14 protein-coding genes and 3 tRNA genes are annotated in these 12,419 nt (G+C 42.0%); 11 read left to right on the top strand and 6 right to left on the bottom strand.

Going from position 1 to position 12,419, the window contains the following annotated elements; translation table 11 throughout:
• Nucleotides 1-48: 48 nt before the first annotated feature.
• Nucleotides 49-675, bottom strand: a complete 627-nt coding sequence (locus tag CAL6303_RS25975; RefSeq protein ID WP_015200818.1) for an FMN-dependent NADH-azoreductase — start codon at nucleotides 673-675, stop codon at nucleotides 49-51.
• A gap of 119 nt (nucleotides 676-794) precedes the next feature.
• Between CAL6303_RS25975 and CAL6303_RS25970 the strand changes: the two genes are divergently transcribed.
• From CAL6303_RS25970 to CAL6303_RS25960, 5 genes are all read left to right on the top strand, one after another.
• Nucleotides 795-1,697 (top strand): LysR family transcriptional regulator, encoded by a 903-nt coding sequence (locus CAL6303_RS25970; RefSeq protein WP_015200817.1) that lies wholly within the window; start codon nucleotides 795-797, stop codon nucleotides 1,695-1,697.
• A 278-nt stretch (nucleotides 1,698-1,975) separates the two neighbouring features.
• Nucleotides 1,976-2,115 (top strand) — tRNA-OTHER (locus CAL6303_RS30545).
• 79 nt (nucleotides 2,116-2,194) lie between these two features.
• Nucleotides 2,195-2,323 (top strand) — tRNA-OTHER (locus CAL6303_RS30540).
• Between the two features lie 32 nt (nucleotides 2,324-2,355).
• Nucleotides 2,356-2,480: transfer RNA gene (locus tag CAL6303_RS30535), tRNA-OTHER, on the top strand.
• A gap of 100 nt (nucleotides 2,481-2,580) precedes the next feature.
• Nucleotides 2,581-4,182: a TROVE domain-containing protein gene (locus CAL6303_RS25960; protein WP_015200816.1), complete on the top strand. Its 1,602-nt coding sequence runs from the start codon at nucleotides 2,581-2,583 to the stop codon at nucleotides 4,180-4,182.
• Nucleotides 4,183-4,362: 180 nt separating this feature from the next.
• Here the strand turns inward: CAL6303_RS25960 and psbN are convergent, their stop codons facing one another.
• Nucleotides 4,363-4,494, bottom strand: coding sequence for a photosystem II reaction center protein PsbN (psbN, locus tag CAL6303_RS29550; RefSeq protein ID WP_083866344.1), 132 nt, complete (start codon nucleotides 4,492-4,494; stop codon nucleotides 4,363-4,365).
• 94 nt (nucleotides 4,495-4,588) lie between these two features.
• Here psbN and psbH point away from each other — a divergent pair, with 94 nt between their 5' ends.
• The 3 genes from psbH to CAL6303_RS25945 all read left to right on the top strand — a co-directional run bounded on the left by psbH (nucleotide 4,589) and on the right by CAL6303_RS25945 (nucleotide 6,476).
• Nucleotides 4,589-4,792, top strand: a complete 204-nt coding sequence (psbH, locus tag CAL6303_RS25955) for a photosystem II reaction center phosphoprotein PsbH (protein WP_015200815.1) — start codon at nucleotides 4,589-4,591, stop codon at nucleotides 4,790-4,792.
• 268 nt (nucleotides 4,793-5,060) lie between these two features.
• Nucleotides 5,061-5,702: a microcompartments protein gene (locus CAL6303_RS25950; protein ID WP_015200814.1), complete on the top strand. Its 642-nt coding sequence runs from the start codon at nucleotides 5,061-5,063 to the stop codon at nucleotides 5,700-5,702.
• A 3-nt stretch (nucleotides 5,703-5,705) separates the two neighbouring features.
• Nucleotides 5,706-6,476 (top strand): pentapeptide repeat-containing protein, encoded by a 771-nt coding sequence (locus tag CAL6303_RS25945; RefSeq protein ID WP_015200813.1) that lies wholly within the window; start codon nucleotides 5,706-5,708, stop codon nucleotides 6,474-6,476.
• 8 nt (nucleotides 6,477-6,484) lie between these two features.
• On the opposite strand, the gene CAL6303_RS25940 is transcribed toward CAL6303_RS25945, so the two are convergent.
• The 3 genes from CAL6303_RS25940 to CAL6303_RS25930 are packed head-to-tail and all read right to left on the bottom strand — an operon-like array spanning nucleotide 6,485 to nucleotide 8,021.
• Nucleotides 6,485-6,811, bottom strand: a complete 327-nt coding sequence (locus tag CAL6303_RS25940) for an urease subunit beta (protein ID WP_015200812.1) — start codon at nucleotides 6,809-6,811, stop codon at nucleotides 6,485-6,487.
• Nucleotides 6,812-6,843: 32 nt separating this feature from the next.
• Nucleotides 6,844-7,146 (bottom strand): urease subunit gamma, encoded by a 303-nt coding sequence (gene ureA, locus CAL6303_RS25935; RefSeq protein WP_015200811.1) that lies wholly within the window; start codon nucleotides 7,144-7,146, stop codon nucleotides 6,844-6,846.
• A gap of 26 nt (nucleotides 7,147-7,172) precedes the next feature.
• Nucleotides 7,173-8,021, bottom strand: coding sequence for an urease accessory protein UreD (locus CAL6303_RS25930; protein ID WP_015200810.1), 849 nt, complete (start codon nucleotides 8,019-8,021; stop codon nucleotides 7,173-7,175).
• Between the two features lie 413 nt (nucleotides 8,022-8,434).
• Here CAL6303_RS25930 and CAL6303_RS25925 point away from each other — a divergent pair, with 413 nt between their 5' ends.
• From CAL6303_RS25925 to CAL6303_RS25915, 3 genes are all read left to right on the top strand, one after another.
• A complete protein-coding gene (locus tag CAL6303_RS25925; protein WP_015200809.1) occupies nucleotides 8,435-9,487 on the top strand; it encodes a dipeptide epimerase in 1,053 nt (350 codons plus the stop codon).
• Nucleotides 9,471-10,511, top strand: coding sequence for a DUF1611 domain-containing protein (locus CAL6303_RS25920; protein WP_015200808.1), 1,041 nt, complete (start codon nucleotides 9,471-9,473; stop codon nucleotides 10,509-10,511). The genes CAL6303_RS25925 and CAL6303_RS25920 overlap by 17 nt, the downstream gene beginning before the upstream one ends.
• A 91-nt stretch (nucleotides 10,512-10,602) precedes the next feature.
• Complete coding sequence (locus CAL6303_RS25915) at nucleotides 10,603-10,989, top strand: four helix bundle protein (RefSeq protein WP_015200806.1); 387 nt, start codon at nucleotides 10,603-10,605, stop codon at nucleotides 10,987-10,989.
• A 40-nt stretch (nucleotides 10,990-11,029) separates the two neighbouring features.
• Here CAL6303_RS25915 and CAL6303_RS25910 read toward each other — a convergent pair whose 3' ends face one another.
• Nucleotides 11,030-12,298, bottom strand: coding sequence for an APC family permease (locus CAL6303_RS25910; protein WP_015200805.1), 1,269 nt, complete (start codon nucleotides 12,296-12,298; stop codon nucleotides 11,030-11,032).
• Nucleotides 12,299-12,419 lie beyond the last annotated feature (121 nt).

The following is a 12,419-nucleotide window of genomic DNA, read 5'->3' as shown; positions in this document are numbered from 1 at the left end:
GGTTAGGAAAAATATTGCGAAAACAGATGGAAATTTAACTTGCTGCATTTAATGCCAATCTGTAATTAATTGTGCTAATTTTTCCTTAGCTTGTTGCAAAGACTGCTCCCGCACTTCACCTTTCATTGCTAAATTTTCGGCATTAACAAAAGCAATATCAGTTACACCCATTAAGCCAAAAACTGTGCGAATATAAGGTTCTTGAAAATCATAATTTGCCGCAGGTGTTCCCGCAGGAAAACTACCACCTCTGGCAGTAATTACTAACATTTTTTTACCAGTTAATAATCCCTCATAAGCACCTTGTTGATTAACCACGAAAGTGCGTCCAACCCGACAAACCTGGTCAATATATGCTTTAAAATTTGCGGGAATGCCAAAATTGTACATCGGCACGCTAAAAATATAGCGATCGCATTCAACCAACTCGTCAATTAATTCGTTGGAAAGTTGCAATGCTGTGGTTAATTCTGGTGTGTGGGTGTCTGGGGAAGAAAATGCTGCTGCTATCCAGGTTTCGCTGACAGGGGGGATAATTTGGTGTCCGATATCTCGGTAGGTAATTGTGGAGTCTAGATAAGAATTTTTCCAATTTGCTACAAATTCACTGGCTAAATTGCGTGAGTGAGAACGTTCCCCTCTGGGACTAGTATCAATATGTAGAACTTTTACCATCTTTTTGACCTTGTACCCTAAAAACTATATTCAGCATTTACCACATTCTTTAATACTCTAGAATAATGCCTGTTTTCTAGTCCAATACTTTCTTTGCTAGTAATCGATAGTTTTTAAGCATGAATCAAAATCATCAAAATATTGAATTGCGTCACTTGAGATATTTTTTAGCGGTAGCAGAGGAATTAAATTTTGGTCGTGCAGCAGAAAGATTAAATATTACCCAACCGTCCCTCAGTCGTCAGATCCAAAATCTCGAAAAAGAGCTTTGCATTATACTATTTGAACGTAACCACCGTCAAATAAAATTAACTGCACTCGGTCAAGTTTTTGTTATAGAAGTTGAGCAAATTTTAGCTCGTTTTGATCAAGGGATACGTGTACTGCAAAGAGCTAGTCGTGGAGAAATTGGTCAGTTAACCGTGGGATTTCAAGGATCATCGGTATACGATGTGATACCACTTGCTATTAAAGCATTCCGCGATCGCTTTCCGGGTGTAGAGGTGATTATGCAACCAATGGAAACAAGTCAACAAGTCATTGCCATCGCTGAAAATAATCTGGATGTGGGTTTTGTGATTCCACCTATCACCGACGCAAGCTTAGAGGTGGAAATCTTGCTGCAAGAACCCCTAGTATTAGCTTTACCAGAAAACCACCCTTTAGCTGCACAATCAGAAATAGCGATCGCATCACTTGCGAATGAGCCGTTAATCTTAGCATCCCGTGATCGAGGTTGCGGATTACACGAACAGATTTTTGATATTTATCAAGGTGCTGGTTTACGTCCCAATGTAGTCTGTGCAGCGAGGGAAATGCAGGTGATGTTGGGGTTTGTGGCTGCGGGAATGGGGATTTCGTTGTTACCATCCCATGTCAGAAACTTCCAACGAACCGGGGTTATTTATCGTCAATTGATTCCGGAAGCACCGATTGCAGGATTAGGCATTGCTTGGAAATCAAATAACCCTCCACCCGTATTATCAGTATTTCTCGAAATTGTTAGAAGTCTGGCAAAATAAAAACCTTCAAGGTGACAAATAAAATATTCTCTACAACCCCTTGACACTTCAAAATACATATACTACATTTGTAATACAAGCAGCGAATGGTTCAAAAGCTAGAACGCCCACCTTTCCTGTAAGGGACGACCTATCAAGGGTTATCGTTAATTTACAAACAAGCCATGTCCTTGATTAAACCACCTGGAAATGCAGGTTCAAATCCTGCTTTGCTGTTTGCTCAAACTTCAGTAAAAATACTTTAGGAAAATGTCAAATTAGTTAGCATAATTGAGTGCGTGGAGGTAGCTAAGTGGTAAAGCGGCGGGTGGGCGAAAGCCCAATTTCCCTTGTTCACAAACTTGTCTGCAAAGACCGCCGAATTGAGGGTTATCGGAAGTTCCGTTATTCGTAGGTTCAACTCCTACCCTTCACACCAATTATCATCTGGGCTATTAGCAAATACTAATTTTGAAGCATTTTGAGTACAGTTTGAGATTTTAATTTCATACTTTATGTGGCAAGTAGCTCAGTTGGTAGAGCAACGTAAACATCCTTTTTCGTCCCTTGTCTGCAAAGACCGAAGAATGAGGGTTATCGCCTTTTTAAGCCGTGGGTCGCAGGTTCGAGTCCTGCCTTGCCACCCAATTAATTTGAGATTTGAATTTTATCCTATACGTGGCAGGTAGCTCAGTAGTAGAGCGCTAAACCCCTTGGTTAAATCCTTGTCTGCAAAGACCGAAAAATTGAGGGTTATCGAAATTCCAACTCGAGAGGTCGCGGGTGCAAATCCCGTCCTGCCACCTGTTCTTGGAAACGTTGACGGAGGCGTAACGAAGTGTGTCGTAGACTTAGCCCCCGCCAAGTTTCCGCTTTTTGCCCGTGAGGGCTGGGAATGTAATACATGAATTACAACTTTTTCACTAAAAATCCCAAAAATACACCCCAAAGCCAACCGATTCCTGGACGTGAATCAGAGATGGTTCAGGGACGTAGTGGTGGATATATGTTTGCTGGGGATATTTGGCAAATGGTGCGTCGCTGTTTGCTGATTGGCACAGCGCAAAGCACTTACTATGCAGGCAAACGCGAATTAACCACGGATTTTGTGGATACTATTAAGAATGCGATCGCACAAAATCCCCGGCGGGTTGCTGATGAGATTCTCTATGCTAGCGATGGACGGGCAATTAATAATAGTGCGCCGATTTTAGCTTTGGTGTTGTTGTCGATGGGTGAAGCACCAGAAGCGAAAGCGGCATTTATGGAGATATTTCCCCAAGTTGTCCGCACTGGCAGCCATTTCTATGAGTGGTTAAGCTACACCAAATCCATGCGGGGTTTTGGTAAAGTCATCCGCGAAGTGGGTAGAAACTGGTTAGCGCGGGAAGATGTCAAAGGTTTGGCATACCAACTTTTGAAGTATCAACAACGTCAAGGTTTTTCCCACCGGGATGCATTGCGGTTGTTTCACGCCAAACCATCTAGCGAAGATCACCAATTACTCTATCACTGGGTAGTTAAAGGTTGGAATGAACTACCAAGCCAGATTCCTAGTGAGGCAATGGCTCAAATTTGGTGGTATGAATGGTTAAAGCGGAATCCTGAGCAAACTCACGAAGCGATTCGCCAAGGACGCTTAACCCATGAAATGGCGGCACCTGTGGGCAAAATGGACAATGCTGCTTGGCAGTTATTGTTTGAAGAGATGCCAATTGGGGCAATGTTGCGGAATTTGGGATCTTTGACAGAATTGGGTGTTTTGCGTGGTGACGAACCAGCAAATTTGGATCGGTTAGAAGCAGTTCTCCACAACCGGGAATATTTGCGAAAAGCCAGGATTCATCCCATTGATGTCCTCAAAGCCTTAAAAACCTATCAATCTGGTGGTAGTTTGGGACGGAGTAAAAAGACTTGGAAACCTGTACCCAGAATTGTGGATATTCTCGACAAAACAGTAGAATTGTCCTTTGATGCTGTGGCACCAACCAACAAAGTCTTTATGCACGCGGTTGATATCTCCGGTTCGATGGGCAGCTTAGTTAGTGATATGGGTTTAACTTGCTGTGAAATTGCCGCAGCGATGGCATTAGCCACAGCCAAAGCTGAGAAAAACTACGAAATTCGCGGTTTTTCCACCAAGTTCATCGACTTAGGAATCACAGCTAAAGATAGTTTCCGTTCAGCTACAGAAAAAACTCAAAAACACAACTTTGGCGGTACAGATGCATCAGTTGCCTACGATTGGATGCTGGAAAACAAATTTAAAGCTGATGTTGTTTGCTTTTGGACAGATTCCGAAAGTTGGGCAGGTTCTAAACATCCTTCCCAAGCATTGGCAGAATATCGCCGCAAGGTAAATCCAAATGTGAAAGCTGTATATGTCACTTTGACACCTTACAACCACACATTAGTCGATCCAAAAGACGAGATGTCCTGGGATTTTGGCGGATTTGACCCCAGTATGCCACGTCTCATTCAGATGTTAGCATCAGGTGATTTTTGACATACTCCCTGACCTTTACCTGGCTTTTTTTGGTTTTTTCCAGTAGTAGACTGATGCTGGGCTGTTGACTTTAGTGCAATTTTCTTGATGTTTATTAATGCAATTTTTTTGTCACAGATACAATTGCGCCAAATTTTAGTCGAGAAAAATTACACAGTCAATAGCCGAGCCCTATTCTACCTAGTCTTCATGGTCTTCAAACGGATCATCCAATACCTTGCTTGGAGGACCAAACGAAGTGTAGATGGACACTACAGTCACGACGACGACGACTGATGCGACGGAAATGCTAAGAACTGTTGCGGGTTCCATGGTGAAGTATAGATTATGAGTGCTATTCTTATAGAATATTACAGAAGATTAAAAAAAGCTTTGGCAACTAATCTTAAGCAATCTTAGGTGAACTATGGCACAACGGACACGGTTGGGAGATATTCTCAGACCTTTAAATTCTGAATACGGTAAAGTTGCTCCCGGCTGGGGTACAACACCCTTAATGGGAGTTTTTATGGGGTTATTCTTCGTTTTCCTCCTAATTATCTTGCAAATCTACAACAAATCTATCGTCATCGAAGATGTGTTGGTTGACTGGCGTAGCCTAGGTGGTTAATGTCGATAACGTTTTTGGGCTTGCATTACAAGCTACTAAGAACCCGGTAATTCCGGGTTTTTTTATGGAGTATATATAGTGCGAGGGGTTAGTTATTATACAACACCTTTGAAGAAGGCGGTAGGCAGTGGGCAGTAGAGGTGTTTTGGAGTCAATTTTGCCTCTGGCTTCTGAGGCTTCTGAAAAAATGATTAAAACGAAACAAAACGTAGTTTAATGTTACTTATCGCAACAGAAAATCTTATCCTGATGATCGGAGAATAAAGCCTTGGGAATAGAGCTACGGAGTTTCGTATTTCTCGATAGTCTGCAACCTCAACATGCAGCATACATAGGGACTGTAGCCCAAGGTTTTTTACCATTACCGGGGGATACATCTTTGTGGATTGAAATTTCTCCAGGAATAGAAATTAATAAAATTACCGACGTTGCCCTCAAATCAGCTTCTGTACGTCCGGGAGTGCAAATAGTGGAACGGCTTTATGGTTTATTGGAAATACACTCTGCTTCCCAAGGAGAAACACGGGCAGCAGGACAAGCAATTCTGCAAACCTTGGGAGTAAAAAAAGATGAATGTCTCAAACCTCGCGTAATTTCTAACCAAATTATCCGCAATATTGATGCATATCAAGCTCAATTAATCAACCGTACCCGTCGAGGACAATTATTATTAGCGGGACAAACTTTATACGTATTGGAAGTAGAACCCGCTGCTTATGCCGCATTAGCAGCCAATGAAGCGGAGAAAGCAGCATCAATAAATATCCTTGAAGTACAGGCTGTGGGAAGTTTTGGGCGGTTGTACTTAGGGGGATACGAACGGGACATTATCGCAGGGGCAGCAGGGGCAGAAGCCGCAATTGAAAGTGTTTCTGGTCGCTCAAATAGCCTTGGTGGTCGTCAGGAGTAGGTAATGGCAAATCGAGAGCATTTAGCTTTATTAAAATCAGGTGCAGCAATCTGGATGGAGTGGCGGCAAAATCATCCCCAGATTGAGCCAAATTTGAGTGGAGTATGTTTGCAGGGTGAGAATTTGGCAGGTTTTGATTTGAGTCAGGCAAACTTGAGTGATGCTTTACTCACAGAAGTCAACTTGAGTGGCACTAATTTAAGTGGAGCATGTTTAGATGGAGTAAATTTAGTTCAGGCAAACCTGGTTGCAACTAATTTGAGTTTCACAAAATTAAGGCAAGCTGAATTGACAAAAGCTGACATGAGTCGGGCTAATCTTATTGGTGCAGATTTGAGTGGGGTAAATTCGAGGAATGCCATTATTTTTGCAGGCAATTTAATTGCGGTGAACTTGGTTAATGCAGATTTAAGGGGTAGTGATTTAGGTGAAGCGAAATTAAACCGGGCAAATTTGGCTTTTGCGAACTTAGTTGAAGTCAATTTAATTGAAGCTGATTTGAGTGTTGCTAATTTATACGAAGCCGAAATGCAGGGATCATATCTCTATCAAGCTAACCTTTGTCGCGCAAATTTAAGGAAAGCTCACCTCCATCATGGATATTTATTACGAGTAAATTTTGCCGAAGCTGATTTGAGTGATGCTGACTTAAGATGGACAGTTTTATCTGGTGCTAACTTCGCTGGGACTAATTTGCATGGTGCTAACTTTACTGGTGCTAATTTGCAGGGATTAGATTTGCAGGATTTGCAATTAGCAGGGGTCGTTTTTTGACCAGATTTTCACTTTTCCTCTGTAACTTCTGCTAAAGCACCATTAATTAAAGCATTAAAACCATACACTTGACGAGTTCCTCGCAAAGGAACTAGGATCACTTCCTTTTCATCACCTGGTTCAAATCTGACAGCAGTTCCTGCCGGGATATCAAGTCGCATTCCTCGCGCTTTTGCTCTTTCAAAATGTAAAGCTGTGTTAACTTCAAAAAAATGAAAGTGTGAACCTATTTGAATGGGTCTATCTCCAGTATTTGCGACTTGCAATTTAACTGTTTTAGATCCTGCATTTAATTCTACTTCACCTGCTGTGGGAATGATTTCACCTGGGATCATATTTTTATATTTATTTAGATAATTTGACAATTTTATTTAATTGGATTATGAACTGTAACTAACTTAGTTCCATCAAGAAAAGTTGCCTCTACTTGAACTTCCTGAACCATAGATGATACTCCCTCCATGACATCATCCTCTGTCAAAAGTGTAGTTCCATAACTCATTAAATCTGCCACTGTTCTACCATCTCTTGCACCTTCTAAAATTGCAGCAGAAATATATGCCACTGCTTCGGGATAATTCAATTTTAAACCCCTAGCTTTACGTCTTTCTGCCACCATTCCCGCTGTAAATATCAATAACTTATCCTTTTCTTGGGGAGTAAGTTGCATTTTTGACTCCTTTGGTTTAACTTATTTTAAATTTGCCAAACTCTTGGTATACAGGCGACTCGATGCAAATATGACATCCGCAATAATTGCCACACATCAGTAAACCAGTTTCGCACTTCTGATGATCCAGAACCACGATATCTACACAAAAATCCATGTTCCAAGCGAGTCACCCCAACTTCACCCTTACCCTGCCATAAATTCCTAACTTGGGTGATGATTTCTGAAGAAACCGGATTTTTCAACCATATTAGCGTACCAGCGATCGCATTCCCCCCCAAACCATGATGACTGTGAAAAACTTCCTCACAACCAGGTACCCACTGTCTATCAATCCACAGGGGTTTACCTAAATGCCAAATTTCGGTATAACTGCGAAATTCTCCCGCAGTAAATTTTTCTCCTCTGGCACTGCGTCCAAAACGTGTGATTTCCCAACCCATAAATGTGGCATTTTCTCCTACTTCAACTCGCAACTTTTGGGAGTACTCCGCATCATTAAAAATAATTGTTTCCTGCGGCAACCATTCTAAATAACTATTACTATCTAGTTTGATTTTAATATCTTGTTTTGCTTGATATCCATTGCTGCGATAAATCTTACTAGCTGCTGCCGTTGTAATTAAAGCTTGAGAGTTGTCTTGCAAATGAACATCGTAGGATAACTTGTCTCCCCCCACAACTCCCCCAGCAGTATGCAAAGCCACACTATGGCAAATTTCCTCACCTTCAGGATAAAATGGGCGTTGAATATTTAATGGTGCTTGATGATGAGCATGAATTAATTGAGTTTTATTTTGACGTTTAGCGTAAATTAAATTTAGCTTTCCATGCCAGATATGGGAGTTTTCTTTGATGGAATTACTCGGTAACATTATCAGGTTTTCTTGCCAATATTATATAATCATCTAGCATATAATGTGTTTGGTATTTTTCGCTGAAATATTTATGAAGTAATGAACTCATGTAATTTTGAGATGGTAACTTTTCCCGCGCAAGGTTAGAAAATTTTAAGGGCGATAATTTTGTTCTTGAACCTGTAGAAGTAAGATGTTTATACCACACGAGTTCTAAATCTATAGGAATCCTACTTGAATCTTGCTAAGTATACTGAGAAGCAAACCTTTATAGGGCAAGCATCTAGGTAGCTTGGTTTTTCAAAAATCAAATAGGAGTCCTATAGTTCTTTTAAAAATTTATTTACAACTTTTTCTTCTTGTTGAATATCTTCAACTTGGTAAGCAGCATGTACTAGTAAGATGTAATATCACCAAATCGTAGCGAGAAAATGCAAATCCAATTTGAAACTTTTACTGTTAATAAACGCTTTCCTCTCACAATTAGTTATGGTACAACAGCACAAAGCACAAATGTTTGGGTAAAGATAATCGAGGATGGAATTGAGGGATGGGGTGAAGCGACACCGTTTCGTGCTGCGGGAAATCTCCAAACGACGGAGATGATTCAGAATTCGCTATCGCAAGTTATCCCAATGTTGGAGGTATTTAACCCTTACCAACGTCAAGAAATTGAACAGATTTTACTGCAAAACAAGGTGCCATCAGCAGTACGGGCAGCAATTGATGTGGCTTTGTATGATTGGTTGGGAAAAAGTGTGAATTTACCCCTATGGAAAATGTGGGGTTTAAATCGGAATGCGATCGCGTCCACGTCTGTAACAATAGGTATTAGTACCCCAGAAGCTGCGAAAATTCGGGTGCGGAAATGGCTAGAGTATGCTGATATTCGAGTGTTAAAGGTGAAATTAGGTTCTCCAGAAGGAATTATAGCCGATCAACAGATGTTTTTGGCGGTACAGGAAGAAGCCCCTAAACAAGAAATATTTATTGATGCAAACGGTGGTTGGAATCTAGCTGATGCTGTGGTGATGGGAAAGTGGTTGGCACAACAAGGTGTGAAATATCTGGAACAACCTTTAGCTAAAGGCAATGAAATTGAGTTACTCCAATTAAAACAACAGCAACCTCTCCCCATATTCGTTGATGAAAGTTGCTTTACCAGCATGGATATTCCCAAATTAGCGGATAGTATCGATGGGATTAATATTAAACTAATGAAATCTGGCGGCTTAACTGAAGCCATGCGAATGATTTCAATAGCACGCACTTTAAATTTACAGGTGATGTTTGGCTGCTATTCTGATAGTACCTTGGTGAATACCGCAGCCGCGCAATTATCACCACTGGCAGATTATCTTGATTTAGACAGCCATTTAAATCTACTTGATGATCCTTTTTGCGGTGCTATCCTGCATGAGGGACGAATATTTCCAAATGATTTACCAGGGTTGGGAGTAAAATATCGTGCGTTTAGCGCTTAATCAAAAGGTTGCAGTTTTATTGCATGGTGGAATCAAAGAAAGACTCGGAAAAACGGGTTTGTCCATCTTACGCTATAGTGAATCGCAGGTTGTCACTGCCATAGATCGAGAATGTGTTGGTCAATCTTTAACCGAGTTGACTGGGATTAAACGAGATATACCCATAGTTGGTTCAGTCGCAGAAGCTTTAAGATATAACCCAGAAGTTTTGGTAATAGGGATTGCACCCAAGGGTGGAACTTTACCTGATGATTATTGGCATGAATTAAAGGATGCTATCCAAGCAGGGATGTCAATTGTCAATGGCTTGCATACTCCCTTAGCAAATATACCCGAATTAAAGTCACTTTTGAAACCAGGGCAATTAATTTGGGATGTCCGCAAAGAACCCCCAAACTTGGGTGTAGCTTCAGGAATTGCCCGTCATCTTAGCTGTCGAAGAGTGTTGACGGTGGGAACTGATATGTCTGTGGGAAAAATGTCTACTAGTTTGGAATTACACCACGCTTCCAAGTTACGGGGATGGCGTTCTAAGTTTCTGGCAACTGGACAAACCGGAATCATGTTGGAAGGGGATGGTATTCCCTTGGATGCGATTCGGGTAGATTATGCAGCGGGTGCGGTGGAACAGATGGTGGTGCGATTTGGGAAAAACAACGATATTTTACAAATTGAAGGACAGGGATCTTTGTTGCATCCAGGTTCAACGGCGACGTTACCTTTGATACGGGGTTCTCAACCCACACAGATGATTTTGGTGCATCGGGCTGGACAAACGGAGGTACTGGAAGGGGTGCCAATTCCGCCACTTGCTGAGGTCGTGAAGATGTATGAAATGGTTGCTGCTGGGGCGGGGGCATTTGCGAAGGTTCCGGTGGTTGGTATCGCTTTAAATACGGGTAATTTAGGGGAGGAGGAAGCTAGGGAAGCTGTGAATCAGGTGGAGGTGGAGACGGGGTTGCCCTGTACTGATGTGATTCGCTTTGGTGCTGGGAAGTTGTTGGATGCGGTGATGCGGGGATGAGGAGGCAGGGAGGCAGGGGAGGTAGGGAGGTAGGGGAGGCAGGGGAGGCAGGGGAAGCAGGGGAAGCAGGGGGGGTAGGGAAGGCAAAAAAATGAATAGAGAAGTAATTAAACACCATAAAGATTTGGGAATTTACAAAATTGCCTTTGAGACAGCAATGGAAATTTTTGAGTTATCAAAGAAGTTCCCTGTCGAGGAAAGATATTCGTTAACTGACCAAATTCGCAGATCCTCACGATCTGTCTGTGCTAATTTAGCCGAAGCATGGAGAAAACGGCGTTACAAAGCAGCTTTTATTGCTAAACTCAATGATTGTGAGGCTGAAGCCGCTGAAACTCAAACTTGGATTGAATTTGCTGTTAAATGCAACTACATGAGTGTAGAAGCAGGAAGAGAAGTTTATGCAAATTACAACCAAGTTTTGTCCGGTTTGGTAAATATGATTAATAATCCATCGCCTTGGTTGAGAAATCATTAATCTCCCCCTGCCTCCCTATCTCCCCTGCCTCCCCTGCTCTCTACTTTTGTCTCAGTTTGTGCCAAATTAATCCGATGATGATTAAACTTAGTCCTGTTTGCCAAATTGCTGTTTCTACCCAGAATGCGAGGAAGATGCAGGATGTGATGCCAAACCATGCCACCCATTTCGGGTAGAGTCTTTGTTTGGAGTTGAGTTTGGCTGCTGCTAGGTTGGTGATGGCGTAATATATGAGGACGCTGAAGGCGCTAAATGACCAGGTTGTTTTGACGTTACCTAAGAATACCAGGAATGCGATCGCACTCCCGGTGAATAGTACTGAATAATAGGGGGTTGTTTGTTTTTGATTGAGTTTGGCGAAGATTTTCGGTGCGTCTTTGCGTCTCCCCATGGCTAAAAGAACGCGGGATAAGCCTAATATGAGGTTGAGTAATACTCCTAGCATTGCTGTCATGGCACCTGCCGCTAGTACTCCAGCACTACCTGAGCCACCTAAGATTCTGGCTACTGTTTCTAGGGGTGCTGGCGCTGCTTTCCCTAGGATATCTGCACCTACAGCCCCAATTGTTACGGTTGCAATTGTGATGTAGATAAACATGGTAATTAATAAACAGACTACCATAGCAATAGGGATAGTTCGTTTAGGCGATCGCGCTTCTTCTCCCATGGTGGCAATTCGTCCATATCCGGTATAAGCAACAAACATTAAAGCGGTTGCTTGGAGGAAATCTTGGGGAGAACCTGTAAAAAATGGCGTAAAGTTGTTAATTCCGACTTGGGTGACAGGGGGAACACACAAAAGAATCAAAAATCCCAAAGATATCAAGGTAATTGCCACAATGACGGTGTTAGCAAAATTAGAACGACGCACACCACTCAATACAATTATGGTTATGATTGCCACTGTCACCAAGGCAATCGGAACAACTAAATTGCTATTTAAGCCTGTAATATTAACAAAATAACCAGCAAAACCTAACGCTGCCGTTGCCGCTGAGGCAGTTTTTGCCACCAAGAACATCCAACCAGCAGTAAACCCCAAAGCAGGATTTAGATACTTGTAACCATATTCATAGCTACCACCACTCACAGGATGACTAGCCGCCAACTGGGCACTATTCAGCCCATTACAGGTAGCCACCAAAGCAGCAATTATCACCGCCAAAACCACCGAAGAGCCAGTAATTCCCGCAGCAATCCCAATACTAACAAATACACCCGTCCCAACAATGGAACCCAAACCCATCAAAGTTGCACCAAAAACCCCTAACTCTCGTTTGAGTTGCGGTTGTACATTAGTCACAGGCATTTAGCATTTCTCCCTGTTATAGTTGACACTAGCCTACAATTAGTGCTTTAACCCAATCAAGCCATAGACATCACACTTTCCATATTTCTCTCTTTGCATTTCTCTCTTCGCATTTCTCTCT

Origin of the sequence: Calothrix sp. PCC 6303 (assembly GCF_000317435.1) — a bacterium.
In the GTDB taxonomy this organism is placed as follows: domain Bacteria; phylum Cyanobacteriota; class Cyanobacteriia; order Cyanobacteriales; family Nostocaceae; genus PCC-6303.
Note: the sequence above shows the minus strand (reverse complement) of the source record. Positions and strands in the feature narration are given on the sequence as shown.

Bases quoted from the DNA above. Each gene is read 5' to 3' on its own strand.
- CAL6303_RS25940 (WP_015200812.1), bottom strand. From the start codon at position 6,811: ATGATCCCAGGTGAAATCATTCCCACAGCAGGTGAAGTAGAATTAAAT.
- ureA (WP_015200811.1), bottom strand. From the start codon at position 7,146: ATGCAACTTACTCCCCAAGAAAAGGATAAGTTATTGATATTTACAGCG.
- psbH (WP_015200815.1), top strand. From the start codon at position 4,589: ATGGCACAACGGACACGGTTGGGAGATATTCTCAGACCTTTAAATTCT.
- CAL6303_RS25910 (WP_015200805.1), bottom strand. From the start codon at position 12,298: ATGCCTGTGACTAATGTACAACCGCAACTCAAACGAGAGTTAGGGGTT.
- CAL6303_RS25945 (WP_015200813.1), top strand. From the start codon at position 5,706: ATGGCAAATCGAGAGCATTTAGCTTTATTAAAATCAGGTGCAGCAATC.
- CAL6303_RS25970 (WP_015200817.1), top strand. From the start codon at position 795: ATGAATCAAAATCATCAAAATATTGAATTGCGTCACTTGAGATATTTT.
- CAL6303_RS25930 (WP_015200810.1), bottom strand. From the start codon at position 8,021: ATGTTACCGAGTAATTCCATCAAAGAAAACTCCCATATCTGGCATGGA.
- CAL6303_RS25975 (WP_015200818.1), bottom strand. From the start codon at position 675: ATGGTAAAAGTTCTACATATTGATACTAGTCCCAGAGGGGAACGTTCT.
- psbN (WP_083866344.1), bottom strand. From the start codon at position 4,494: ATGGAACCCGCAACAGTTCTTAGCATTTCCGTCGCATCAGTCGTCGTC.
- CAL6303_RS25960 (WP_015200816.1), top strand. From the start codon at position 2,581: ATGAATTACAACTTTTTCACTAAAAATCCCAAAAATACACCCCAAAGC.
- CAL6303_RS25915 (WP_015200806.1), top strand. From the start codon at position 10,603: ATGAATAGAGAAGTAATTAAACACCATAAAGATTTGGGAATTTACAAA.
- CAL6303_RS25925 (WP_015200809.1), top strand. From the start codon at position 8,435: ATGCAAATCCAATTTGAAACTTTTACTGTTAATAAACGCTTTCCTCTC.